The sequence below is a fragment of the Sorangium sp. So ce321 genome, assembly GCF_051530195.1.
GTDB lineage: Bacteria > Myxococcota_A > Polyangia > Polyangiales > Polyangiaceae > Sorangium.
This window is the reverse complement of sequence record NZ_CP150329.1, coordinates 12752478-12776733: the sequence shown is the minus strand read 5'-3', so window position 1 is coordinate 12776733 and position 24256 is coordinate 12752478. Positions and strand designations below refer to the sequence as shown.

The window sequence follows — 24256 nt, the reverse complement described above, 5'->3', positions numbered from 1 at the left end:
TCCGCGCGCGTCAGCCGGTCCGCGCTGGCGCTGGCGCTGGGGCGGGCACGGGCGCCGCGAGCAGCTTGCGGACCGTGACGAGGAGCTTGTCGGCCGTGAACGGCTTCTTGAGGACGCTGTGCACCCGGTCGCCGAGCTTCTCGAGCAGCTCGTGGCGCTGTTCCACCGCGCTCATGATGACGATCGGCATCCCGTCGAGCTGCTGCTCCTCCTTCACGGCCCTCACGAGATCGAACCCGCTCATGATCGGCATCATCAGGTCCACGAGGGCGAGGTCCGGGCGGGCCCCTCGCAGGTAATCGAGCGCCTGCTTGCCGTCTGGGTAGGTCACGACCGAGTACCCCTCGTCCTCGAGCAGCCCCTCGATGCACGCGAGGAGGTCTGACTCGTCATCCACCACGAGCACGGTCGTCACGGATCCTCCTCTTTCTCTTGAAGCCCGCCGAGAACCCGCGCGTGCCCCGACAGGATCTGCTCCGCAGAACGGAACGAGCTCGCCACCTCGATCCCGCCCTTGCCGATGACGAACTCGCGGATCGACCTGTCGTAGAGGCTCTCTCGCATCTTCAAGATCGAGATGAGCCGGTGGATCTGCGACCGGAGCTCGACGTAGCGGAGCAGGATGACGGTCTCGACCACGTTCCCGAGCTCGGGGTTCGGCATCTTGATGAGCGGCGTGAACAGATCGAGCTCCTCGGTCACCACCGTCGTCACGTCGAGCATCCTGAGCTGGTTGGTGAAGGCCGAGAGGAACCGCGCCATCCGGTCCGGGTAGACCGACGCGGCCCGGAAGCCCTCGATGCCGTCGATGAACAGCCGGCGTCGCGGCTTCGGGTCCTGGCGCAGGAGCTCGATCAGCTGCTCCGCCAGCGCGTCCATCATGTGCTCCAGCGGCGGCTGCCAGATGAGCTGGATCGTGCCCTTCTCGACGTGGGTCTCGAGATCGATACCGACCTTCCGGGCCTTCTCGCGGAGCCGGGGCGGAGGCTCGTAGAAGCCGAAGTAGACCCCTTCCTCTCCCTGCCTCGCTCCCTCGACGAGGAACGAGAGCCCGAGGAGCGTCTTGCCGGTGCCGGGCGCGCCGAGGAGGGCAGTCGCCGAGCCCGAGGGCAGTCCGCCCTCGATCATCGCGTCGAAGCTCTCGATCCCGAAGCCCATCCGCTTGCGCTCCTCGGTCGCGCTCGCCCGCGGGCTGTCGAACTGGATCTCGGTGCGGGGGTGGATGACCATCCCGGACGTGTCGATCTCGACCTCGTGCTTCCCGCGCAGGGAATCGCTCCCGCGGAACTTGTGGACCGTGAGCTCCCGGACGGCCCTCGGACCGACCAGCTGGTCGGTGAGCTCGATGACGCCGTCGACGAGCGCGTTCTCGGCGTGCGACCGCTCCCGCGTGCTCGTGAGGAGGAACGTCGTGCAGTCGCTCAGCGTGGAGAGCCCCTGGATCTCGTGCACGAACTCGCGGTAGGCGAGCGCGGTGGGCGCGCGCTGCTCGACGCTCTCGAGCCCGTCGATCACGAGCACGTCGGTGCCGCGGCGCTCTCGCAGGGTGCGGCGCAGCAGCTCGAGCAGCCCGGGCAGGCCTTGATCGCGGAGCGCCGGGTAACCGCTGATGTAATAGATGCGGTCCGGGATCATGCCCGGATCGAAGAACCTCATGCCGCTCAGGTGGCGGATCATCTTGCTGTGCGACTCGACGAGGAGCGTCACGTAGACACACCGCCCGCTCGGGCTCCTCCGCGCGTGCTCGAAGCAGAGCTGGTTGCCGAAGATCGTCTTTCCGCTCCCCGGGGGGCCCATCAGGGCGTAGGTGCCGTTCCGGAGGAAGCCGCCCTTCAGGATGTAGTCGAGCCTCGGAATGCCAGTCTCCAGCCGGGCGATGTCCGCGCTGGAGCTGTCGCTCTCTCCTCCTTCGGGCGAGGGGCCCTGTGCGCCTTGATGGTCTTCACGTTCTCGCGTCATGCGTGTTCCGCTGTTGTCTCCGACGACCGCTGCTGCGCGACGGGCAGGCGCACCACGAACGCCGCCCCGCCGCTGTCAGGCGATTCGATGGCGATGCTGCCGCCGTGCGCCTGGACGATCTCCCGCACGATGTAGAGGCCGAGCCCGAGGCTCTGCGACTTGTAGGTGGAAGCGATCCGCTGGAAGGGCTCGAAGACCCGGTCGCGATCCTCCGCGGCGATGCCCGGCCCGTGATCGCGGACCGTCAGCTTGGCCGCCTCCCCCTCGCGCTCGACGGAGACCTCGATCGGGCTGCCTTCCCCGTATTTCAGCGCGTTCGTGAGCAGGTTCTGGACGACCTGCTCGATGCGCGCGCCGTCCCAGAGCCCGAGGACAGGCTCATGGGCCTCGATCCGGACCGGCGTCCCGGCCGCGCGGGCGTGCTCGATGGCCGCCTCCGCGGCGTCGCGCACGATCTGGAGCAGGTCCTTCAGCTCGAACTCGAGCTCGAGGCGGCGGGCGCGGATCCGCGTCACGTCGAGGAGGTTCTGGACCAGGCTGGTCAGGCGATCGATCTGGCGCTGCGACATGTCGACCAGCCGGTCGAGCTCGGGGAACGACCCGTCCTCCGGGACGCGCAGCTTGAGCCGGTGGATCGTGAGCATCAGGGCGTTGAGCGGCGATCGCAGCTCGTGCGCCGCGATGGACAGGAACTCGTCGCGCGCGGCGAGCGCGGCGCGCGTGTCGTCGGTCCATCGATGGAAGGCGGTCACGTCGATGAAGGTGAGCGCGGCGAGCCTGCGCTCCTGGTCGACGGTGTCGCACCGGACAACCAGGGCGACGTCGCCGTCACGGGTCTTCCAGTGCGTCATCGAGGGGCCGAACGCCTCGCCTCGAAGGGCGCGGGACCGCGGCCGCTCGTGCGGCCCGAGCGGCTTGCCGTCGGCGTCCGTGACGTGCGGAGTCTGCCCGTCCAGGTCCTCATAGGCAAACGCTACCTCGCGCGCCGAGGCGTTGGCGAAGACCACCCGGCCATTTCGCCCGATCTCGATCAACACGAGTCCTACCTGGATCGTCTCCGCGGTCGGTGCGTCGGTGGGTGAAGCCTGTCTGACCAAGTTCGCTCCCTCGCTGTTGCGAAGCGTCTCGCTGCCAGGCTCATCCTGCAAACAGCGGGCCGCCCGGCAGCCTCAGGCCGGGAGCGGCGCCCGTGGCGAGCGCGGCTGTGGCGTAACGCCATCGCGCGGGGCAACCTGGTGCGTGCGGGGGGATGACGGGACCGACCATTGAAGTCTCAATGGCGTCCTTACATTGTCGCTACAACGCTCGTCGGGGGCGGCGCAGCGCGGCCGCGGTCTCCGCCTGGGCCTACGCCTGCGGCCAGACCACGCCGCGCGCGCGCAGGTCAGCGACCGTGTCCGCCAGCGTCTCGAGCGGGTCGCGGGGCGTCCAGTCGAGCTCGCGCCGGGCCTTGGTCGCGTCGAGGTACCAGAAGTGCTGGGCCATCTCCGCCGACACCGGGTCGACCGGCAGATCGAACGGGAGCCGCTTGCGCGCCCGCTCGAGGAGGTGCGCGCCCGCCTTCGCGAGCGCGATGCTCCGCGGCAGCCGCAGGGCGGGGACCGGGACGCCCGAGATGCGCGAGAGGCGGTGGAAGAAGACGTCCAGGCTCATGTTGGCGGCGCCGAGCAGGTAGCGCTCGCCCGGGCGGCCCTTCTCCATGGCCAGCGCCATGCCGTGCGCCGCGTCGCGGGCGTCGACGAACGACAGGCCGCCCGCGGGGATGAAGGGGACCCGGCGCTCGAGGAAGCTCACGACGTCTCCGGTCGAGGCGCCGTGCACGTCCCCCGGGCCGAGCAGGATGCTCGGGTTGACCGCGACGACCTCGAAGCCCGGCCCGCTGCGATCGAAGGCCGCGCGCTCGGCGTACAGCTTCGAGCGGTAGTAGGGCCAGCCGGCGATGAGGTCGATCGGCGGCGCCGCGGTCTCGTCGCGGATGTCGTCCGGGTCCCTGCTCACCGCGACGACGCCGCTCGTGCTCGCGATGACCGCGCGCTTCACCCCCGCGTCGCGGCATGCGTCGAGGGTGATCTTCGTCCCCTCCACGTGCGTCCGGTAGAGCGCCTCCGCGTCCTCGCGGCGCCGCGAGACGCGCCCGGCGCAGTGGAAGAGCCCCTCGCAGCCCTCGGCGGCGGCGCGGACCGACGCCGCGTCGAGGATGTCCCCGCGGCGGAGCTCCACGCCTCGCTCGGCGAGCGCGGGCGCCTCCGCTCGGCAGAGCGCCACGACGTCGTGCCCCGCCCCGCGGAGCTCCGCGACGAGGTGCGAGCCCAGGAAGCCGGTCGCGCCGGTGACGAGGTAGCGGCTCATGCGAGGTCGAAAACCTTCTGGAAGGTCTGGAGGAGGGAGATGTCGTTCGATTTCACGAGGCCCGTCATGAACTCCATCGGGCTCGGTGTGTAGGCCTCGCGGACGATCTTGGTGAAGATCTCCGGCGTCGTCTTGAGCACGCAGTCCGCCTGCTGGCTCGGCTTGCCGACCCGCGCCTCGCAGCCGACCGGGTCGATCCGCAGCGTCCACTTCGCCTCCTCCTCCGCCCCGAGCGTGACGTAGTAGGTGATCGGCTGGGTGACCCGCCCGGCCACGTATTTCGACTCGAGCTCGCGGAACAGGAGCGTGAGCGGGTGCTCCTTCGTGTTCGCGGCCTGGTCGATGCTCTCGACCCGGCGCAGGTCGAGGGCGCCGCCTTCCCGCAGCTTGATCACGGCGAGCTGCGTGAGCTCCGCGACCTTGCGGCAGGCCACCGCGTACTTCATCCCGGCGGTGAGCCGCCGGAGGTCGCCGATCTCGAGCGGCGGCCCGATGCGCGCGAGGACGTCGCGGCGGATCGGGACGCTGCGCCCCTTGGGGAGCGCCTCGAAGGTGCCGCCCAGGTAGAGCGGCAGGATGTCGACGTTGTGCGTGAGCGCGAGGTGCCCGATCGCCGGCTTGAACTCCAGGATGCTGCCGTCGGGGCTGCGCGTGCCCTCGGGGAAGAGCAGCACGGTCCGCCCGCGGTCGAGGATCTCGCCCGTCTGGCGCAGCGCCGTGCGGAGGCCGCCCTTGCGGTCGAAGGGCGCGAGGTTCGTGAGGTTCTCGAAGTAGGCGCGCCGCCAGCGGTTGCCTTCGAAGAAGTAGTCCTGGGCGGCCAGCGAGACGAGGCCGTCGCCGTAGCTGCCCAGCGCGAACTTCACGAGCCCCATGTCGAGGTGGCTCGCGTGGTTCGAGACGACGATCGTGTTGCGGTTGTGCGGGATGAACGCGCGCCCGTAGACCTTCGGGCGCATGACGTTCCCGTAGAAGCCGGACTGGACCTTGTTCATCCAGTGCTTGGCGAAGTCGGCCACCGGGCGCGGGATGTTGATGGGCTCCTCGCCGGGCGCGTGCGACTTCGGCTCCATGGCCGCCCCGCCGGCGTCGTGCGCGAGGGCGCCCGCGCTCGCGTCGGCGGACGCGGCGGCCTCGGCGGCGAGGCGCTCGACGATCGCCTTCACCTCGGAGCGCTTCACCTGGCCGGACGCGGTGCGCGGCAGGTCGGCGTCGTGGAGGTGCAAGGCCATGGGATGACACGGCTTGGGCAGCGCCAGGATCGCCGTCCGGAGCGCCTCGAGCGCGCGCTCGTGCTGCGCGGCCCGCGCGAGCGCCTCGTCGCCGTCGCCGTCCTTGGCGCTCGGGGGCGCGGTGACGGCGAGGCAGGCGACCTGCTCTCCGCCGCGGCCGTTGTCGATCCCGACGATCGCGAGCTCCCGGACGTGCGGGACCTTGCCGAGCAGGCGCTCGACGTCGGCCGGGTAGACGTTCTCGCCCTTGGCCGCGGTGATGACCTCGCTCTGACGGCCGACGAGGACGAGCCGCCCTTGCTTGTCGAGCTTGCCGAGGTCCCCCGTGTGGAGCCACCCCTCCGCGTCGAGCGCGGCCTGGGTCGCGTCGGGGGCGTCGGCGTAGCCCTTCATGACGTTGGGGCCGCGCGCGAGCACCTCGCCGACGCCGCTCGCGTCCGGGCTCGCGATCTTGATCTGCACGCCGGGGATCGGCTTGCCGACGTTCCCCGGGTTCGCCGCCGGCGAGGCCCTGGCGACGGTCAGGAGCGGCGCCGCCTCGGTCAGGCCGTAGCCCTCGGCGAGCGGCAGGCCGAGCCCCTTGAACACGGCGGCCGTGTCCCTGGGGAGCGCCGCGCCCCCGGAGATGAGGAAGCGGACGTTGCCGCCGAGCGCCTCGTGGACGCTACCGAAGAAGAGCCGCCCCGCGTTGAGCCCGAAGCGCTTGCCGAGCATGCGGTTCAGCTCCATGGCCCAGCTGAACGCGGTGGCCGCGGCGGGCCCCTGCTCCTTCACCCTGGCGACGATCTGGCGCTCCAGCATCTGCCAGAGCGCCGGCACGCCGACCATCGCCGTGATGCGCGCCCGCTTCAGCCCGTCGCTCACCCGGTCGGCCGACACCTCGTCGAGGTAGATGATGCGCGCGCCCTGCGACAGCGGCAGGAGCAGGCCGCAGGTGACCTCGAAGGTCTGGTGGAGCGGCAGCACGCTGAGCACGCGGTCGCTCGCCTTGAGCGGGAAGAGCGGGGCGAGGGAGGCGAGCAGCGCCGCGAAGTTGCCGTGCGTGAGCAGCACGCCCTTCGGCTCCCCGGTCGTGCCGCTCGTGTAGACCACGCTCGCGACGTCGTCGCTGCCCACGCGCACGTCCGGGGGCGCGAGCCCGTCGCCGGACGCCAGGCCCAGGTCCGCCGCGCGGCCCTCGGCGAAGCCGACGAGGTCGAAGGCGTACACGTTCGGCAGCGCCGCGCGCACGCCGGCGCCGACCTTCTCCTCCACGGCGCTGTCCCAGAGGACGACCTTCGCGGTGGACGAGCGGACGACGGCGGTGAACGCCGCCGCGTCGAGCGCGGGATCGATCGGGACGGCGACGGCGCCCGCGCGGAGGATGCCGAAGTAGGCGACGGGCCACGACGGCTGGTTCGCGCCGGAGAGCGCGACGCGATCGCCGCGGCGGACGCCGAGCGCGGCGAGGCGCGCGGCCGTCTTGCAGGCCGCGTCGCGGAGCTCGCGGTAGCTCGTGCGCGAGAGGCCGTCCTGCTCGATCTGCTGGAGCGAGAGCGCGTGATCGAAGCGCTCGGCGACCTCGTCGAGCAGGTCGACCAGGCTGTCGTAGGGCCGGAGCGGCTTGATCTCCCGGCGGAGCATGTCCTCCATCAGCGGGAAGGCCCACTTCTCCAGGCCGGGGAGGTGGACGTTCCAGATGTACTCGCGCCAGTCGATCTTCTCGGGCGCCCAGACGAAGCGCGCCCGCTCCTCGGGCGGCATGCGGGCCATGGCCGCGCGCGTGTTGGCGCACGAGTAGACCCAGTCCGCCTCCGCGACGAACGGCATGAAGACCTCGAGGAGCGTGGCCGTCCTCTGCTCGGTCTTCGCGGCGCTCTCCAGCGCGGCGGCCGCCGGCCTGAGGAGGGCGGCGGCGGGGCCGACGCCCGCCGTCTTGAGCAGGCTCCCGAGGCCGCGGAGCGCGCCCTCGATCGCGCGCGCGCCGTGCGCGTTGTACTGCTGCCGGCTCAGCCCGCGCGGCTCGAAGCGGGACGACACGACGTCGAAGAGCGCGGTCTTCTTCCCCTCGAACACCTGACGTCGCTTGTAGAGCCCGGCGAGCTCCAGGTAGCGCGTCACGCGGCAGCCGTTCGTGTCGGTCGAACCGTACTGGTACACGGCGGGCGCGCGGCCCTCGATGAGCTCGCAGAGCGAGGCGATCATGCCGCTCGCGGTCATGTCGACCGGGATGAGGTCGAGCCGCACGTCGTGGTCGCCCGGGAACTGCACCTGCCCCTTCGAGGCGAGGTAGAGGTAGGGCGCCGAGGTGTTGATCCCCTCGTTCCAGCCGGTGAACGGGAACTCGACGGCGGTCTCGACGACGGCGGGGCGGACGATGGTGAAGGGCAGCCCGGAGCTGGCGAGCACCTGCTCGCCGATGCTCTTCGTGTAGGTGTAGATGTTGGTCCACCCCCAGAAGAGCGCGCGCTCCTTGCCGGCCTCGACGAGCCGGTCCTTGATGAACTTGCGCTTCACCCTGGCGAGCTCGTTCTCGAGCGCGCTGCCGCGGCCCGGCTCGCCGCGCGCGGCGAGGTTGGCCTTGGCCTCGTCGAGGAAGGCGCTCTGCCGGAAGGCGTCCTCGCACCGCTGGCGCGCCTGCTTCACGAGGTCGAGGCACTCGCTGATCTCGCGCTGCGGGTCCCAGTGCGACCGATCGAGCGTCCGCTTCGGGCAGGCGGCGCCGAACCACGTCTCGCCGGCGGCGCGGGGGAAGGGGATCTCGGCCGGGTGGTTCTCCTCGATGAGGCCCGAGCGGTAGCCCGCGACGAAGCAGGTGCTCGTGTGCATCACCTTGGCCCCGAGGGTCCGCGCGAGCTCGACGATGTTGCTGATGCCGAACGCGTTGACCTCGAGCGCCTCGTCGAGCGGGGGGTTGAAGTCGACGACGCCGGCCACGTTCACGACCGCGGCGATCTGGCCGGTGAGCTCCCCGACGCGGTCGCCGAGCCCGAGCAGCGGCAGGCCGACGTTGCCGTTCATGGGGGTGATCTTCTGCCGGAGGTACTCCTCGAAGGCGGGCCCCGGGTACTGCTCGCGGATCGGATCGAACACCGGCGAGGTGGCGATCTGCGACCAGAAGCGCTCCTCCGGCGACTGGCTCTCCTTGGCCCGGACGAGCAGGTAGATGTGGGCGATCTCCGGGAACCTCGCGAGCAGCATGGCCAGCCAGACCTTGCCGAGGAACCCGGTGCCTCCGACCACCACGAGCCGCTTGCCCGAGAGCACATGCGACGGCACCAGCGGCGGAGCCGCCGCGGTTTCTTGGCCGGCGGCTTCACCCGGCGCGCCGAGCTCCGTGCGTCCGGCCCCAGCCCCGTTCGTAACACCCATATGGCTCATCGAGACTCCAGGAAGGCCGCTCAATTCGCGCCTGGGCCGTAACGCGTCAAGGGTGAGGTGCCGCGAACCGGGGTTCGCACCCTTCAGGCACGGGGTTTGCTCGCCCATGGATCGCAGATTGCTCGCGGAATCGGCGTTGTCGCACGGCGTCGGACGGCTTGTTCCGGTCGTCGTCGCGTTCGCGCTGGTCGGCGGGCGCCGTGGCAGATCGGGCGCGTCCGGCGCAATGCCTTGCCGGCGCGGCGGGGGCGACCCAAGCAGTGCGGCCCATGATCTTCGGCGCGCACGAGTCCGTGGCCGGCGGCCTTCACCGCGCGATCGCGCTGGCGGGGGAGGACCGGTGCGAGGCGATGCAGATCTTCACCAAGGTCTCGGGCCAGTGGCGTGAGCCCGCGCTGGGCGCGGAGCAGATCGCCGCGTTCCGCGCCGCGCGCGCGGGCTGGGCCGGCGCGGGTCGGACGCTCTCCCACGCGAGCTACCTCATCAACCTGTGCGCCGACGACGCCGCGATCCTCGAGCGCTCGCGGGAGGCGCTGTTCCAGGAGCTCGCGCGGTGCGACGCGCTCGGGATCGACTTCGTCGTGTTCCATCCGGGCGCGCACCGCGGCCTCGGCGAGGAGGCCGGCCTCGACCGCATCGGCGAGAGCCTCGCGATCGTGCTCTCGCGGGGCAAGGGGCTCCGCGCGCAGCTGTGCATCGAGAACATGGCCGGGCAGGGGTCGACCCTCGGCGACCGCCTCGATCACATCGCCGCGATGATCGAGCGCGCCGGGCCGGAGGGGGCGCGGCTCGGGGTCTGCATCGACACCCAGCACGCCTTCGCGGCGGGGCACGACCTCCGGAGCGAGCCCGGCTACGAGCGGTTCTGGGGCGATTTCGGCCGGCTGCTCGGCATGGACCGGCTGCGGTGCATGCACGTGAACGACTCGAAGGCGGCGCTCGGCCAGCGGCTCGACCGGCACGCGCGCATCGGCGACGGGGAGATGGGGCTCGCGCCGTTCTGGCGCCTCGTGAACGACGCGCGGCTCGCGCGCGTGCCGGCGGTGATCGAGCTGCCGCCGCTCTCCAAGGAGCGGCGCGGCTACGCGGAGGAGCTCGCGCGGCTGCGCGGCCTCAGCGGCGCGGCCGCGCCGCCGGCGCCTCCGCCGCAGCCCGCGCCGGAGGCGCCGCGCGCGCCGAAGCGGCGGCCGCGCGCGTAGCGCCGCGGGGCCTCAGGGACGAGGCGCCCGGTGCGGTACCCGGACGCTCTTCTCGTCGGCGACCTGGATCGCCGTCTCGTACCCCGCGTCGGCGTGCCGGATGATCCCCATCCCCGGATCGATGGTGAGCACCCGCTCGAGCCGGCGCCGCGCGGCCTCGGTGCCGTCGGCGACGATCACCATCCCGGCGTGCAGCGAGTTGCCGATCCCGACGCCGCCGCCGTGGTGGAAGCTGACCCACGACGCGCCGCCGGCGGTGTTCGCGAGCGCGTTGAGGATCGCCCAGTCGGCGATCGCGTCCGAGCCGTCCTTCATCGCCTCCGTCTCCCGGAACGGCGACGCGACCGAGCCGCAGTCGAGGTGGTCGCGCCCGATCACGAGCGGCGCCTTCACCTGGCCGGTGCGCACGAGCTCGTTGAAGGCGAGCCCGACCTTCGCGCGATCGCCGTAGCCGAGCCAGCAGATCCGCGAAGGGAGCCCCTGGAACGCGATCTTCTGCTGCGCGAGCTCGATCCAGCGCCGGAGGTCGGCGTCGCCCGGGACCGCCTCGAGCACCGCGCGATCGGTGGCGAGGATGTCCTCGGGATCGCCCGAGAGCGCGACCCACCGGAACGGGCCCTTGCCCTGGCAGAACAGCTCGCGCACGTACGCCGGCACGAAGCCGGGGATCGCGAAGGCGTCCTGGCAGCCCGCCTCCATCGCGCAGGTGCGGATGTTGTTGCCGTAGTCGAAGACCTCGGCCCCGCGCCGCTGCATCTCGAGCATCGCCTCGACCTCGAGCCGCATCCCCGCCTTCGCGCGCGCCACGTACCCTCCGGGGTCGCGGGCGCGGAGCTCCGCCGCCTGCTCCAGCGTGAGCCCCGGCGGGACGTAGCCGACGAGCGGATCGTGCGCCGCGGTCTGCTCGGTGACGAGGTCCGGCGTGACGCCGCGGCGGACGAGCTCCGGGTAGACGTCGGCGGCGTTGCCGCAGAGGGCGATCGAGCGTGGCGCCCCGCGCTGGACGCTCTCGAGGACCGCGTCGAGCGCGCGGTCGACGTCGTCGATGCGCTCGTCGACGTAGCGGGTGCGGAGCCGCTTCTCGATGCGCGCCGGGTCGATCTCGACGCCGAGGCAGGCCATGCCCGCCATGGTGGCGGCGAGCGGCTGCGCGCCGCCCATGCCGCCGAGGCCCGCGGTGAGCACCCAGCGCCCGCCGCCCGAGGCGCGCGCCGCGTGCGCCTTCCGCGCGGCGACGAACGTCTCGTAGGTGCCCTGCACGATGCCCTGCGAGCCGATGTAGATCCACGAGCCCGCGGTCATCTGCCCGTACATCGTGAGGCCGAGCGCCTCGAGCCGCCGGAACTCGTCCCACGTCGCCCACCGGCCAACGAGGTTCGAGTTCGCGAGGAGCACGCGGGGAGCGTCCGGGTGCGTGCGGAAGCGGCCCACGGCCTTGCCCGACTGCACGAGGAGCGTCTCGTCGTCCTCGAGCTCCCGGAGCTCGCGGACGATCACGTCGAACGCCTCCCACGAGCGCGCGGCCTTCCCGGTGCCCCCGTAGACCACGAGGTCGTCGGGCCGCTCCGCGACCTCCGGATCCAGGTTGTTGTGGAGCATCCGGAGCGCGGCCTCCTGGATCCACCCCTTGCAGCTCCGCTCGCTCCCGCGCGGCGCGCGCACCGCCCGGGCCCCGTGCTCTCCGGTCGCCATGCTGTCGTGTAGTCTAGCCGGTCCGGGTCGACCAGAAGGCGCCGCGCGCGCCGGCCTCGTACGACGCGCCGCCGCCCGCGTGGCGTAAGCCTGCTCGGCGAGCCCGGCCGCTCTCCGGGGCAGCCGGCTTCGTCCGAACCGGAGTATGCTCGCCCCGGGCGCGCGCTGCGCCCGTCTCCGGGAGAGTCCATGATCTCGAGCATCCGTTCGGCCCTCGCGCGTTGCCCGGTCCAGGCCCTTTCGCTCGCAGTCCTCTCGCTCGCCGTCGCGACAGCGGGGTGCAGCAAGGTCGGGTGCTTCGAATGGACCGAGATCGAGGGGGCATGCCCCTCGCAGGAGGAGGCGGCCGCCTACTTCGGCAGCGACAGCTGCCAGGGCGAGATCGCGTCGGTCGACAGCGAGCCCGAGTACGACGGCAACTACTGCTGCTACGACATCACCAAGCGGGACGATTACTACGCCGCCTGCCCCCCGTTCGACGGACGCACCTCGCCCCCGCCGCCGCAGCCCGCCCCGCCGCCACAGCCGGCGCCGTCTCCGCCGAACTGAGCCGGAGCTCCGGCCACCCCCGCTGCGCGCTCGCCGGGTCGCGCCCGACCGAGCGCTGCGGCCCTCCCCTTCGCCTCCCCTACAGCTCGTCCAGCGCGTTCCTGTCGAGCTCCTGGAGCGCCGCGAGGTCCCGCGCCGCCATCGCTTCCAGGTCGCCCACGTCGTCCACGTCGCCGGGCGCCTCGCGCGGGTAGGCCAGGACGACCTCGCCGTCGTGCAGGTAAAGGTGCTGGCCGTCGATGCACCCGTGCGCGCCCCCCGCGGCGTGGAGCGCCGCGATGGCCTCGCCGAGGCGCGCGCGCTGGCCCCTGGTCAGGGCGCGCCCCTCGTCGGCGAGCGCGCGGCCCTGGGGCGGCGCGATCCATACCTCGCCGGCGGCGAGATCGACCCGCAGGACCGACGGCAGGGCCGCGTGGCCGGCGCGCGCGAACGCGCGGGCGCGGGCGAGCGTCGCGTCGTCGAGCTGCAGCACGAGGACGTCGCGATCGAGCCAGGCGTCGCGCCAGCGGCCCTCCGCGTCCCTGCCGTCGCCGACCTCCAGGGTCGCCGCGAGCCGCGCCGTCGTCGAGGGCGGCGCGTCGCTCGCTCGCGGGCGGGTGCTCGCGCGCGACCGCTGCGGCCGCGCGCGCTCCGGCCAGGAGAGCGAGGTGATCGCGCGCCGCGCCTCGAACGCGTCGCCTGGACGCGCGGCGGGGTCCTCGGCGAGCAGCGCCGCCACGGCCGCGTCGTGGGCCGCCGTGAGGTCCGGATGGACATCGCTCGGCGCGGGGTCGAGCTGCCCGCGCACGGCGGGGGCGGGCGGCTCTCCGGTGAGCAGCTCGGCGAGCACCGCGCCGACGCCGTACAGGTCGCTCGCCAGCGTCGCCGGCCGGCCCATGCGCTGCTCCGGCGACATGTACGCGAACGTGCCGATCGCGCCGGCCGTGGCCGTCGTCGAGAGGTCGCCGAGGTGCGCCGCGCCGAAGTCCGCGAGGTGCGCCGTCCCGACCTCGTCGAAGAGCACGTTGCTCGGCTTCACGTCGCGGTGGAGGATGCCGAGCCGGTGCGCCTCGCCGAGCGCGGTCAGCAGCGCGTACGCGATCTCGACGGCGCGCGCGGGCGCGACCGGCTCCCCCCGCAGCCGCTCGGTAAGCGACCCGCCGGCCATCCACGCGAGCACCATCGCGGGCCCGTCCGGGTGGTATGCGCGGAGCGCGACGACGTTCGGGTGCCGGAGCTGCGCGAGCGCGCGCGCCTCGCGCTCGAACCGGAGGAGCGCGTCGCGGCCCACCCCGAACGCCGCGCCCGCGAAGATCTTCACCGCGACGCGCTCCGCCGTGATCCGGTCGCGCGCCTCGACCACGCGCGCGTGCGGCGTGGCCGTGACCTCCCGCAGGGTCTCGTAGCGCCCGAAGAGGAGCGGCCCCGCCGGGGGCGGCCCCGCCGCGGGCCCGCCGGCGGGGAGGCCCCGCGGCGAGGGCGCCTCCTGGCCTCCCGGGTCGACCAGGGCGAGCTCGTCGCGCACGGTCCGCGCGGCGTCCTCGAGCCCGAGCTCGCCCAGGCAGCGGCAGAGCAGCGGCAGCGCGCGGGCGCGCTCCGCGGCGGAGGGCGGCAGCTGCTGGAGCGCCCGCACCGCGGCCTCGGTGCGGCCGTGGCGCGCGAGGAGCTCGCCGAGCGCGAGCCACGACGCCGCGTCGTCCGGGCGGCGGCGGAGCGCGGCCTCGAGCACCCGCGCGCCGTCGGCGGGGCGGCCGGCGAGCTCGAAGCTCTCGGCGGCGCGGCGCGCGTCCTGGGCCGCGGTGAACGCCTCCGCGGCCGCGGCGTGCGCGCCGAGCGCCGCGAACAGCGCGCCGGCGTGGCGGGAGAACCCGCGCGCCGCGAGGTCGGCGGCGACGCGCAGCGCGGCGTCGCGGGGCGCCGTGGTGGCGAGCAGGTCGAGCGCCTCGCGCGCGAGCGCCTCGTCGCCGCCGAGCGCGGCCATCAGCGCCGCGCGGGCCGGGTCCTCGGCCGCCAGGGCCTCCCTGGACGCGCCGACGAAGTCGCAGGCCCGCTCGAGCAGCTCCGAGGCGCCCGCGTGATCGCCGGCCGCGACGAGGAGCGCGGCGCCGCGGGCGCGCTGCCCGATCGCGGCGAGCTCGGCCGCGCGCCGTCGCAGGTCCTGGTACGCCACCCGGACGTCGGCCGTCGAACCGTCAGCGCGCGGCGATGCGCGCGCGGCCGATCACGGAGAGGTCGAACCGCACCTCGCCGAGGTCGACCCCCGACGCGCTGAACGGCACCTGCCGCGTCCGGTGCACGGCCAGCGTGGCGTTCGCCGGCAGCGGCCCGAGCGTCGAGGGGTCCAGCAAGGAGCCCGGGATCACGCCTCTCCCCGTGTCCTTGAAGGAGCACCGCACGGCCGTGCCGCGCGCGGAGGTCACGTCGACGTAGATGACGTCCCGCGCCCGGTCGGCCTCGTCGCCCTCGCCGGCGCGCCACTGCACGACGGCGCCGGCCCCGGCGTCGAGCGCGACGCCGTCGGCCAGCGCGGCGTCGCCGACCCGCACCTCCTCGGGGCCCGCGGGGGCGTCGGCCGCGAAGGCGAACCGGTCGAGCAGCCCCGAGCCGGAGCTCTCGAAGACGTACCGCGCCGGCGCCGGCAGATCGCTCGTGGCGTCGCGCGACGTGTAGAACACGCCGAAGACAAGGTCGCCGACGTCCGGGAATGCGCGCGCGGCGAGCGGCATTTCCGTGCTTTCAGTCTTCATGGTCACGTCGCCCGCATCGAGGAGCTCGATCGAACCGAGGGAGCTCAGGCTGGTCGCCGTCTCGTCGTCGGCGGGCGAGAGGACCATGCAGCTGCCGGCAGGAGGAAGATCGAACGACGAGCCGATCACCCGCTCGGCCAGCTCGGGATCGGTCGCGGAGGAGAGCCGCATGAACTTCGCCGAGACGTTGGTGACCGCGCCCGCCCCCTCGACGTCGGCGCTCGGCAGCGCCGCCTCATCGAGCTCGATGGGGGAGGTGGTCCAGGCGGCGTCCCGGCTCAGGTTGATCGCGCGCTCGACGCGCACGAGCCCCTGGGTGACCACCCCGTTGACGTCGGCCGCGTCGCCGGCGACAGGCGCCGAGCAGCCGACGAGGGCCGCACCGGCGAGGACGAGGCATGAGGTGGAGAGGGCGCCGTAGGGACGCATAGATCCGAGTCTAAGGCGGGTCCTCCGGGCGGGCAAGCGCCTGCGCTTGCCACAGAAATCGCAAGGAAATCCGGTTCTTACAGTCACGGTCGCGGCTCGGATTCCGGCCACGTCAAAAGCTGACCGTGACACCGCCACCCGGGGCGATGGTCCCCTGGCCGATCGCGACCGGAGCGCCGGCGATCTCGCCGTCGGCGTGGTGGTAGGTCGCTGTGGCCTCCACGGCGACGTGCACGTGCCGGAACCCGCCGCGCACGCCCAGCACGAAGCCGACGTGGAGGTGCTGGCCCGACGCATCGACGAGCGGGCTCCGGGTCGCCGCGGTCGCCGTCCCGGACGCGGGCAGCCGCACCTGGCCGCCGAGGAGCTCGAACCCGAGCCGCGGGCCGAACCAGACGGCGTAGAGATCCGCGTCCGACCGGAAGCCGAGCAGGACAGGAACGTCGATCCCGGCGCCGTGGACGTCGCTCCCCTCCGCGGCGGCGCCTGGCCCGCCCGAGAAGAGCGCCGAGGCGCCGAGCCCGATCGACAGGGCGGCCTCGCCCAGCGGGAACGCGTGGCGCCCGTCGAGCCGGATCGCTCGCCCCGTGTACGTCAGCCCGGCCTCGTTCTCGCCCTCGATCCCGACGCGGGCGCTGGCCCAGGGCGCCACGCCCGGCGCCACCGCGATCTCGGAGAGCTTCAGCCTGGCGGCGCTCTCCGACGCGGCCGGGACGCCGGCGCTCGCGCCGGCGTCAGGCGACGCGAGCGCCGGCGGCCCGGCGATGATCATCTCGCCGGAGAGACCTGCGCCGACGCTCACGAAGCCCGGGCGGAGGACGTGGGCCGGGTGGAGCAACGGGCCGCCGCCATGGCAGCCCGCGCACGCGCTGGCGAGGAGGAACGCGAACGAGCGCCGGATCACGGTGTGACCCGGGCGCCGCATCGAACCGACGGAGCCGGCGGAGACATGGGGAGCGCGAGCGCGGCCGAGCGGCGACGCGAGGTTGTTCGCGAGGGGGCGCTACTTGCGGAAGCGCGAGGGGTAATCGTTGGCGGCGGCCCGCTTCTGCAGCTCGGCATCGTCGGGGTGCAGCTTGATGGCGCGCGCGATGAGTGCCTCCTCGGTCTCCACGATTTGCGGGTTGGGCAGGCAGCACTCGACCGGGCACACGGCCTGGCAAGCTTCGTGGTCATAGAAGCCGACGCACTCCGTGCAGAGCTCCGGATCGATCACGTAGATCTCATCGCCCTCGCTGATGGCTTCGTTCGGGCATTCCGGCTCGCAGGCGCCGCAGTTGATGCAGTCTTCGGTGATGTAAGTCGCCATGACCTTCGCTTCATTCTCCGGGGTCCAACCCCGGTCCGCTCGTTTGTAGAGGCCTGACCGCAGGGTGTCAATTCGGGCGGAAGCGTGCGCCGGTTCCGCGCGCCAGGGCTGCGCGTAAGCTTGCGCGCGGGCGCCCCTACCGGTACTAAGCGGCCCTCCCTCGATGCTCCGCTTCACCAGGCCCGCCCTACTGCTCGTCGTCCTCGGCGCCTCCTCGCTGCTCGCCGGGTGCGGCCCGCAGATCGGCGATGAGTGCACCACGTCGCTCGATTGCGTGCAGCAGGAGCAGGAGCTCTTCTGCGATACGACGCAGCCGGGCGGCTACTGCACCGTCTTCAACTGCAAGCCGGACAGCTGCTCCGGGAGCAGCCTCTGCGTCGCGTTCAACCCGGTGATGGACCAGGCGTGCGGCCCGCTCGCGAACGCCCGCTGGCCGCGCTTCGAGCGGACGTTCTGCATGGCCACGTGCGACGACGACGAGGACTGCCGCAGCGGCTACGCGTGCGTCGCGCTGCGCGGCATCCAGGGTGCCGCGGAGATCGCGCCGGGCGAGCGCAACGCCGTGATCGTCGATTTCGAGCCGGAGGGCTCGAAGGCATGCCTGCCGGAGCCTTCCTCTCCGTCGAGCGCGGCAGGTGAGCCGCCGGGCGACGCCGAGAGCGAGCCCGGGATCTGCGGGGCCGCTCCAGAGCAGCCCGAGTGGACCCCGTACACGCCGGGCTCTGGAGGCGCAGGCGGGGCCGGCGGCTCGGATGGCGCCGGCGGCTCGGATGGCGCTGGCGGCTCGGACGGCGCTGGGGGCGCTGGCGGCTCGGATGGCGCTGGCGGCTCGGATGGCGCTGGCGGCTCGGATGGCGCTGGAGGCGCTGGCGGCTCGGACGGCGGCGCGGGCGGAGGCTGAGCGCCGCTCCGGTCGATCCGGCTTCGCGCGTCGACCGTGCTAGCGTGGGCCGCGTGTTCGGACCGGCCCCCGCGAAGAGGACGCTCGAAGCTGCGCTGCGCGACGTCGGTTCGACGAAGCCCGCCATGCGCGTGGAGGCGGTGACCGACCTCGTGCCGTATGCAGCGACGGCGCGGGAGCAGGTCCTCCGCGCCATCGAGGGCGCGCTGCGCGCCGATGAGCACGCGGCGGTCCGCGCGGCAGCGGCCATCGCCCTGGCCGACACGAAGGCGGTCGAGGCGCTGCCCGCGCTGCTCCTCGCCGTCGAGGACGTCGACCCTCACGTCCGGCAGATGGCGATCACGGCGCTCGGTGAGATCGGCGACGGGCGAGCCACGGGCCGGCTCCGGCGCGCCCTCTCGGACGAGCGGCCCGAGGTCCGCTTCCAGGCGGTGATCGCGTTCCCCCGCGTCTGCGCGCAGCCGGCCGACGCGATCGAGGCCGTCACGCAGGCCACGCACGACGACGACCCGCTCGTCTGCCACATCGCCCTGCGGATGTTCGAGGAGCTCGGGGAGTCCGCCGGCGAGCTGCCTTCTTCAGGCATGGCGCGCGCGCGCGCGCTCCTCGGCCACGCGTCGCCGCTCGTCCGGGCCGCGGCGGCGGTCATCACCGCGCGCTTCGGCGATCCGGTCGGCCACGCGGTGCTCGTCGAGATCGTGGATGGCAAGCTCCGCGGGGTCGACCACGAGGACGAGGCCGCGGCCATCGAGCTGTGCGGCGAGCTCGGCCTGCACGCTGCCCGGAGCGCGCTGGAGCGGCGCGCGTTCGGGCTCAAGATCGGCTTCGGTCGCGATCCGCTGCGCTGGCACGCGCGCGTCACGCTCGCGCGCATGGGGCACGAGCGCGCGGTCCGCGAGATCCTCGGCGAGCTCGGCGCGTGGGACCGCCACCGCCGCACGCTCGCCGTCGCGGCCGCCGGCCGCGCCCGTCTCCAGGCAGCCCGCGCGGCGATCGCCGCGATGCGCGGCGACGAGCGGAAGGCCGACCAGGGGGCCGTCGAGGAGGCGCTCGCCGCCATCGACGCCGCTACCGAGGACGCGCCGGCGACGCCGGGCGACTGAGCCGCCGGGGGCCGCGCATCGCCGCGATCGCCGCGCGGGGCATGCGGCGCGGGCGAGGGTGGCGTAGAGGTACGGAGCCGGCCGCGCGGCAGGTCGCTGGGATGCCGCGCCGCCCCGCCGAGGTGGATCCATGAACGATGAAGCCCAATTCAGCGAGGACGACCTCGCCCCGAGCCCCGAGGAGCGCGCCGCGTCGCGCCGCTCTCTCATCGATCGGGCGGCCGCGAGCGTGGCCGCGCTCGCGGCCGGCGCCTGGGCCGGCGGCATGGTGGCGCTCGGGGCCTGCGCCGCGCCGTTCGTCTTCCGGCTCGCCCCGGCCCCCTTCTCCGGCGACGCGATGAGCGCGGCCTTCGGCCGCTTCGATCAGCTCGCGCTCGGCGCCGCGGTGATCCTCCTCGGCGCGGAGGTGGCGCGCACCTGGGCGGCCGGACGTCAGGGCGCGAGCCGCGCGGCCCGCGTGCGCCGGGTCGTCGCCATGGTGATGGCCGGCTGCGCCGCCTACGTCGGCCTGGCGGTCACGCCCCGCATCACGGCGCTCCACCGCGAGGGCGCCCGGCGCGGCGAGGGGGAGAACGGCATGGAGCTCGAGCGCCTCCATCGCCGCGCCGAGCTCGTCGGCAGGTCCGAGGTGTTCCTCGGCGCGAGCCTGGTCGTGCTGCACGTCTTCACGCTCGGCGCGCGCCGCCCCGAGCAGGACGACGAGGATGACGAGGCGGCCGCTCCGCTGCCGCCCGGACCGCGGTGAGGGCGCCGCGCGCCATCGACCGACAGGGAGAGACCTGATGCCGCGCGACAACAAGCTCTATAGCGGCTTCGTCAACCACGATTACATCCTCACCTTCTCGATCGCCGACGAGGAGAGCCGGGCTCGCCTCGTCGCGCTCTGCGCCGGACCGTGGCAGGGCGACGAGGTCACGCCGGGTACCTGGGAAGTGTCCAACACGCTGAGCCCGGACCAGATGGAGCGCGCCATCCTCGACCTCATGGGCGACGCAGATCGCGCCGCCTATTACTACCTTTCCGACAGCAAGCGGATGTTCCGCGTCCTCCTCGGCTGAGCGCGGGGCGCGCGGGATGTGAGCCGCTTCGCTCCGGCAGGCGACCGGGGCGGGAGCGCTCGTCCCGGCGGGCTGAAGGGGCTCCCCGGCGGGCTGAAGGCGCCACGATCGCCGCCATTTCGCGGTATGGTCGTCCGGTCATGAGCGAGCTGGAAGCCACGCCGCCCGGCGCCTCGACGAGGCCCGCTGCCGACGCCCCTCCGCCGCCCGCGCCGCCGTCCCGAGCGGGGGAGGGGGACGACGAAGGCCTGCTCAGCGTCCTGCGCGACGACGGATCGCTGGACCCCGCGACCGACCCCGGCCTGCCCGAGGCGCTGCTGCTGCGCGCGTACCGTGAGATCAAGCGCCTCAGGCTGCTCGACGCGCGCATGCTCCTGCTCCAGCGGCAGGGGCGGGTCGGCTTCTACGGCGCGTGCACCGGCCAGGAGGCGACGCCGATCGCCACGGCGCTCGCGCTCGAGCCGACCGACTGGATCTTCCCCGCGCTGCGCGAGAGCGTGACGATGCTCGTGCGCGGCTTCCCGCTCCGCACCTACGTGGCCCAGGTGTTCGGCAACTCGGGCGACCTCCTCAAGGGGCGCCAGATGCCGTCTCACATGAGCGGGCGGCTCGTGAACCAGGTGTCCTGGTCGAGCTGCATCGGCCCGCAGATCCCGCAGGCGGTCGGCGCCGCGTGGGCCGCGAAGCTGCGGCGCGACAGCACGGTGGTCGTGGGGTTCATGGGCGACGGCGCGACGAGCGAGCCCGACTTCCACAGCGCGATGAACTTCGCGGCGGTCTTCAGGGCGCCGTGCGTGATGATCTGCCAGAACAACCACTGGGCGATCAGCGTGCCGACGGACCGGCAGACGGCCTCCCGGACGATCGCCATCAAGGGGCGGGCCTACGGCGTCCCGTCCGCGCGGGTCGACGGCAACGACGTCCTCGCCGTGTACCGCGCCGTCTCCGAGGCGGCCGCGCGGGCCCGGGCCGGGGGCGGCCCGAGCTTCATCGAGGCGCTCACCTACCGCGTGGGCGCCCACTCCTCGAGCGACGATCCCAGCCGCTACAGGTCGCAGGAGGAGGTCGATCGCTGGACGAAGCGCGACCCGCTGCTGCGCCTCGGGCGGCACCTCGCCGCGCGCGGCCTCATGGACGACGCCGCGGAGGCCGCCCTGGAGGCGGAGCTCAACGCCGAGATCGCCGCCGCCGTCGCGGAGGTCGAGGGGATGGACCCGCCCGCCCGCGAGACGCTGTTCGACGACGTCTACGCCGAGCTGCCCTGGCACCTGCGCGACCAGCGCGCAGAGCTCCTGCGCTCCCCGAAAGCGCCCGCGCACGGCGGCGGACGCTGACCACGCGAGGGATTTCCCCTCGCGGCGAGGTCGTGTAAGCCCGCCAAACCCCAAGGCGTACGGCTCGCGGTCGCGGGCGCGGCCTCAGGGCTGGTCAGCGAGGGGCTTGCCTGACGGACCCCGGCGCCCCTATCCCAGTCTCCGAAGCGCACAAAAGGACAAGGATGAAGACCTACGACGCAATCGTGATCGGAGCCGGCCCCGGCGGTTACCCCTGCGCCATCCGGCTGGCTCAGCTCAAGCAGAAGACGCTCTGCATCGAGAAGGAGCAGCCCGGCGGCGTCTGCCTCAACTGGGGGTGTATCCCCTCCAAGGCGCTGATCTCCGCCGCCCACCTCTACGAGAAGTCGCAGGCCGGCGCCTCGATGGGGATCAAGGTCAGCGGCGTCGAGCTCGACGCCAACGCGATGCAGGACTGGAAGGAAGGCATCGTCAAGAAGCTCACCGGCGGCGTCAGGTCGCTGCTCAAGGGCAACGGCGCCGATCTGCTCACCGGCACCGCCACGATCGTCGGGCCGAAGCGCGTGGACGTGACGCTGCCGGACGGCTCGGTGGAGCAGATCGAGGCGACCAAGGCGATCGTCATCGCGACCGGCTCGACCACCATCGAGATCCCGACGTTCAAGTTCGACGGCGACGCGATCATCGGCGCGAAGGAGGCGGTGAGCCTGCGCCGCATCCCGAAGCGGCTGCTCGTGATCGGCGGCGGCGTCATCGGCCTCGAGCTCGGCATGGTCTACCAGGCGTTCGGCTCGCAGCTCACCGTGGTCGAGGCGCTCCCCGAGCTGCTCACGGGCGTCGACCCCGACTGCACCAAGATCGTCGAGCGCAAGATCGAGAAGCGCGGCGGCACCATCTACAAGGGCGCCAAGGCGCTCGGGTACGAGAAGCAGAAGGACGGCTCCGTCGGCGTGAAGATCCAGATCGACGGCAAGGAGCAGACGATCGTCGTCGACACGGTGCTGGTCGCCGTCGGCATGCGGCCGAGCTCGAAGGGGCTCGGCCTCGAGAAGGTCGGCGTCACGGTCGACCAGCGCGGGTTCGTCCCCACGGACAAGCTGGGCCGCACCAACGTGCCGTCGATCTACGCCGTGGGCGACGTGAGCGGCCCGCCCCTGCTCGCGCACAAGGCGACGAAGGAGGGCGAGATCGTCGCCGAGGTCATCGCGGGCCACAAGGCCGAGAAGGACTGGGTCGCGATCCCGGGCGCGATCTTCACCGATCCGGAGATCGCCACGGTGGGGCTCACCGAGGCGGAGGCGAAGGCGAAGGGCATCGAGGTCAGCGTCGGCAAGTTCCCGTTCGCGGCGCTCGGCAAGGCGATGGCCATCAACGAGACCGAGGGCTTCGTGAAGGTCGTCGCCGACAAGAAGACGAAGCAGGTGCTCGGCGTCCACATCGTGGGGCCGGAGGCGAGCACGATGATCAGCGAGGCGTCCCTCTCGCTCGAGATGGCCGCCTTCCTCGAGGACCTCTCGCTCACGATCCACCCCCACCCGACCCTCGGCGAGTCGCTGATGGAAGCCGCCGCCCACGCGATGGGCGCGGCGATCCACATCGCGAACCGCTGAGCGCATCGCTCGCGAAGGCGGCCTGCGCCCCGCGGGGGCGTGGCCGCCTGCTGCCAACGAGCTGGTGCGCTGCGCCTTTGGAGCACCGCCGGCTCGACCAGAAATAAAACCACAGAGGCACAGAGGCACAGAGGCACAGAGGAGAGAGATTTTTATCTTCTCTCTCCCTCTGTGCCCTCTGTGCCTCTGTGGTTCAAACTCTCTTTCTCTCTGCGATGCTGTGCTTCAGCCCGTAGATTCCGTCATCCCGTCGGAGAAGAGAGCGAGCCGCCGGGAAAGGGCGCTCCCGCGGCGTCAGTCGCGCAGGAAGTGGCACGTATACCCGCCCGGGTACTTCTCCAGGTACTTCTGGTGGTACTCCTCGGCGCGCGTGAACGGCCCGGCCTCCACGATCTCGGTGACGAGCGGCCCGCGCCACTTGCCGCTCAGGTTCACGCGCACCTTCACCTCCTGGGCGATGCGGCGCTGCTCGGGCGTCGTGACGAAGATGGCCGAGCGGTACTGCGTGCCGACGTCGTTGCCCTGGCGGTTCTGCGTCGTCGGATCGTGCATGCGGAAGAACCACTTCTCGAGCAGCTCGGCATAGGACAGCTTCGCCGGATCGAAGACGATGCGCACCGACTCGGCGTGCCCGGTCGTCCCCGTCTTCACGTGCTCATAGGTCGGATCCTTCATCCGGCCGCCCGCGTAACCGACCTCCGTCTCGAGGACGCCGGGGATCCCCCGGAGGATCTCCTCCATCCCCCAGAAGCAACCGCCCGCCAGGATGGCCGTCTCCAGCGTCGTCTTGCAGCCGGGGGCCTCGCCCGACGCGGGGACGGCGCAGGCGTTCGCGCCGGCCTGCTCGGTCTGCGCGTGCGGCGCGCCGCCCTTGCCCTCGAACAGGGCCCGGTAGGCGCCGTAGCCCTCGGCCTCGAGGCGGTCCACCGGGATGAACCGGAGAGACGCGGAGTTGATGCAGTAACGCAGCCCGCTCGGCGCAGGCCCGTCCTCGAAGACGTGCCCGAGGTGCGAGTCGCCGGCCCTGGAGCGCACCTCGGTCCGGACCATCCCGTGCGCCCTGTCGGAGCGCGACACGACGCGCTCCTGCTCGATCGGGCGCGTGAAGCTCGGCCACCCGGTGCCCGAGTCGAACTTGTCGAGCGACGAGAAGAGCGGCTCGCCGCTCGCCACATCCACGTAGAGCCCCGCGTCGTGGTTGTTCCAGAACGCGTTGCGGAACGGCGGCTCGGTCGCGTCGTGCTGGGTGACCTCGTACGCGAGCGGCGTGAGCCGCTTGCGCAGCTCCTCATCCGACGGTTTGCGATAACTTCTGTCCGACATCGTCACAGCCTCCTTGGACCCGAGGGCCACCTGGCTCGCGCGCCCCGCCTCGCCCGCGCGCCGGCACGCGAACAGGGCGGCGCACGCGACGAGCAAGAGCGCGAAGAGAAGACGAGCAGCGCGGAGCCAATTCATCATCCACCTGGCCTGTCGAGGGTAGCGTAT

At 72.7% G+C, this 24256-nt stretch carries 19 protein-coding genes; 8 read left to right on the top strand and 11 right to left on the bottom strand.

Annotated features, from left to right (window positions below; all coding sequences use genetic code 11):
* Positions 1-10 precede the first annotated feature (10 nt).
* From WME89_RS47455 to WME89_RS47435, 5 genes are all read right to left on the bottom strand, one after another.
* Positions 11-415 (bottom strand): response regulator, encoded by a 405-nt coding sequence (locus WME89_RS47455; RefSeq protein ID WP_438006127.1) that lies wholly within the window; start codon positions 413-415, stop codon positions 11-13.
* Positions 412-1959: an RAD55 family ATPase gene (locus WME89_RS47450; protein WP_438006126.1), complete on the bottom strand. Its 1548-nt coding sequence runs from the start codon at positions 1957-1959 to the stop codon at positions 412-414. Before WME89_RS47450 ends, WME89_RS47455 begins: the two co-directional genes overlap by 4 nt.
* Complete coding sequence (locus WME89_RS47445) at positions 1956-2996, bottom strand: sensor histidine kinase (RefSeq protein WP_438006125.1); 1041 nt, start codon at positions 2994-2996, stop codon at positions 1956-1958. Before WME89_RS47445 ends, WME89_RS47450 begins: the two co-directional genes overlap by 4 nt.
* 310 nt (positions 2997-3306) lie before the next feature.
* Complete coding sequence (locus tag WME89_RS47440) at positions 3307-4308, bottom strand: NAD-dependent epimerase/dehydratase family protein (protein ID WP_438006124.1); 1002 nt, start codon at positions 4306-4308, stop codon at positions 3307-3309.
* The gene (locus WME89_RS47435) at positions 4305-8888 is read right to left on the bottom strand and encodes an AMP-binding protein (protein ID WP_438006123.1); all 4584 of its coding nucleotides are present in this window, start codon (positions 8886-8888) and stop codon (positions 4305-4307) included. Before WME89_RS47435 ends, WME89_RS47440 begins: the two co-directional genes overlap by 4 nt.
* A 278-nt stretch (positions 8889-9166) precedes the next feature.
* On the opposite strand from WME89_RS47435, the gene WME89_RS47430 reads away from it, so the two are divergent.
* On the top strand, positions 9167-10096 hold the full coding sequence (locus tag WME89_RS47430; protein WP_438006122.1) for a deoxyribonuclease IV: 930 nt from the start codon (positions 9167-9169) through the stop codon (positions 10094-10096).
* Between the two features lie 12 nt (positions 10097-10108).
* Here the strand turns inward: WME89_RS47430 and hutU are convergent, their stop codons facing one another.
* Entirely contained in the window at positions 10109-11788 is a 1680-nt protein-coding gene (hutU, locus tag WME89_RS47425; RefSeq protein ID WP_438006121.1) for a urocanate hydratase, read from the bottom strand.
* A gap of 189 nt (positions 11789-11977) precedes the next feature.
* Between hutU and WME89_RS47420 the strand changes: the two genes are divergently transcribed.
* Positions 11978-12337, top strand: a complete 360-nt coding sequence (locus WME89_RS47420) for a hypothetical protein (protein ID WP_438006120.1) — start codon at positions 11978-11980, stop codon at positions 12335-12337.
* Positions 12338-12416: 79 nt separating this feature from the next.
* Here the strand turns inward: WME89_RS47420 and WME89_RS47415 are convergent, their stop codons facing one another.
* The 4 genes from WME89_RS47415 to WME89_RS47400 all read right to left on the bottom strand — a co-directional run bounded on the left by WME89_RS47415 (position 12417) and on the right by WME89_RS47400 (position 16801).
* Positions 12417-14486, bottom strand: a complete 2070-nt coding sequence (locus WME89_RS47415; RefSeq protein WP_438006119.1) for a protein kinase domain-containing protein — start codon at positions 14484-14486, stop codon at positions 12417-12419.
* Between the two features lie 22 nt (positions 14487-14508).
* Positions 14509-15492, bottom strand: coding sequence for a hypothetical protein (locus WME89_RS47410; RefSeq protein WP_438006118.1), 984 nt, complete (start codon positions 15490-15492; stop codon positions 14509-14511).
* A gap of 112 nt (positions 15493-15604) precedes the next feature.
* Positions 15605-16417: a hypothetical protein gene (locus WME89_RS47405; RefSeq protein WP_438006117.1), complete on the bottom strand. Its 813-nt coding sequence runs from the start codon at positions 16415-16417 to the stop codon at positions 15605-15607.
* A gap of 78 nt (positions 16418-16495) precedes the next feature.
* The gene (locus WME89_RS47400; protein ID WP_437482514.1) at positions 16496-16801 is read right to left on the bottom strand and encodes a YfhL family 4Fe-4S dicluster ferredoxin; all 306 of its coding nucleotides are present in this window, start codon (positions 16799-16801) and stop codon (positions 16496-16498) included.
* 163 nt (positions 16802-16964) lie between these two features.
* Between WME89_RS47400 and WME89_RS47395 the strand changes: the two genes are divergently transcribed.
* The 6 genes from WME89_RS47395 (at position 16965) to lpdA (ending at position 22768) form a co-directional block, all read left to right on the top strand.
* The gene (locus tag WME89_RS47395; protein WP_438006116.1) at positions 16965-17702 is read left to right on the top strand and encodes a hypothetical protein; all 738 of its coding nucleotides are present in this window, start codon (positions 16965-16967) and stop codon (positions 17700-17702) included.
* Between the two features lie 125 nt (positions 17703-17827).
* Positions 17828-18805: a HEAT repeat domain-containing protein gene (locus WME89_RS47390; protein ID WP_438006115.1), complete on the top strand. Its 978-nt coding sequence runs from the start codon at positions 17828-17830 to the stop codon at positions 18803-18805.
* 130 nt (positions 18806-18935) lie between these two features.
* Positions 18936-19550, top strand: coding sequence for a DUF4149 domain-containing protein (locus tag WME89_RS47385; protein WP_438006114.1), 615 nt, complete (start codon positions 18936-18938; stop codon positions 19548-19550).
* A 37-nt stretch (positions 19551-19587) separates the two neighbouring features.
* Positions 19588-19863, top strand: a complete 276-nt coding sequence (locus tag WME89_RS47380; RefSeq protein ID WP_020741038.1) for a hypothetical protein — start codon at positions 19588-19590, stop codon at positions 19861-19863.
* A gap of 140 nt (positions 19864-20003) precedes the next feature.
* Complete coding sequence (locus tag WME89_RS47375; RefSeq protein ID WP_437621527.1) at positions 20004-21197, top strand: thiamine pyrophosphate-dependent dehydrogenase E1 component subunit alpha; 1194 nt, start codon at positions 20004-20006, stop codon at positions 21195-21197.
* A gap of 164 nt (positions 21198-21361) precedes the next feature.
* Complete coding sequence (gene lpdA / locus WME89_RS47370) at positions 21362-22768, top strand: dihydrolipoyl dehydrogenase (protein ID WP_438006113.1); 1407 nt, start codon at positions 21362-21364, stop codon at positions 22766-22768.
* Positions 22769-23062: 294 nt separating this feature from the next.
* On the opposite strand, the gene WME89_RS47365 is transcribed toward lpdA, so the two are convergent.
* A complete protein-coding gene (locus WME89_RS47365; protein WP_438006112.1) occupies positions 23063-24229 on the bottom strand; it encodes a bifunctional methionine sulfoxide reductase B/A protein in 1167 nt (388 codons plus the stop codon).
* Positions 24230-24256 lie beyond the last annotated feature (27 nt).

Bases quoted from the DNA above. Each gene is read 5' to 3' on its own strand.
- WME89_RS47450 (WP_438006126.1), bottom strand. From the start codon at position 1,959: ATGACGCGAGAACGTGAAGACCATCAAGGCGCACAGGGCCCCTCGCCC.
- hutU (WP_438006121.1), bottom strand. From the start codon at position 11,788: ATGGCGACCGGAGAGCACGGGGCCCGGGCGGTGCGCGCGCCGCGCGGG.
- WME89_RS47390 (WP_438006115.1), top strand. From the start codon at position 17,828: ATGCGCGTGGAGGCGGTGACCGACCTCGTGCCGTATGCAGCGACGGCG.
- WME89_RS47400 (WP_437482514.1), bottom strand. From the start codon at position 16,801: ATGGCGACTTACATCACCGAAGACTGCATCAACTGCGGCGCCTGCGAG.
- WME89_RS47395 (WP_438006116.1), top strand. From the start codon at position 16,965: ATGCTCCGCTTCACCAGGCCCGCCCTACTGCTCGTCGTCCTCGGCGCC.
- WME89_RS47375 (WP_437621527.1), top strand. From the start codon at position 20,004: ATGAGCGAGCTGGAAGCCACGCCGCCCGGCGCCTCGACGAGGCCCGCT.
- WME89_RS47430 (WP_438006122.1), top strand. From the start codon at position 9,167: ATGATCTTCGGCGCGCACGAGTCCGTGGCCGGCGGCCTTCACCGCGCG.
- lpdA (WP_438006113.1), top strand. From the start codon at position 21,362: ATGAAGACCTACGACGCAATCGTGATCGGAGCCGGCCCCGGCGGTTAC.
- WME89_RS47365 (WP_438006112.1), bottom strand. From the start codon at position 24,229: ATGATGAATTGGCTCCGCGCTGCTCGTCTTCTCTTCGCGCTCTTGCTC.
- WME89_RS47410 (WP_438006118.1), bottom strand. From the start codon at position 15,492: ATGCGTCCCTACGGCGCCCTCTCCACCTCATGCCTCGTCCTCGCCGGT.
- WME89_RS47420 (WP_438006120.1), top strand. From the start codon at position 11,978: ATGATCTCGAGCATCCGTTCGGCCCTCGCGCGTTGCCCGGTCCAGGCC.
- WME89_RS47440 (WP_438006124.1), bottom strand. From the start codon at position 4,308: ATGAGCCGCTACCTCGTCACCGGCGCGACCGGCTTCCTGGGCTCGCAC.
- WME89_RS47435 (WP_438006123.1), bottom strand. From the start codon at position 8,888: ATGGGTGTTACGAACGGGGCTGGGGCCGGACGCACGGAGCTCGGCGCG.
- WME89_RS47405 (WP_438006117.1), bottom strand. From the start codon at position 16,417: ATGCGGCGCCCGGGTCACACCGTGATCCGGCGCTCGTTCGCGTTCCTC.
- WME89_RS47380 (WP_020741038.1), top strand. From the start codon at position 19,588: ATGCCGCGCGACAACAAGCTCTATAGCGGCTTCGTCAACCACGATTAC.
- WME89_RS47385 (WP_438006114.1), top strand. From the start codon at position 18,936: ATGAACGATGAAGCCCAATTCAGCGAGGACGACCTCGCCCCGAGCCCC.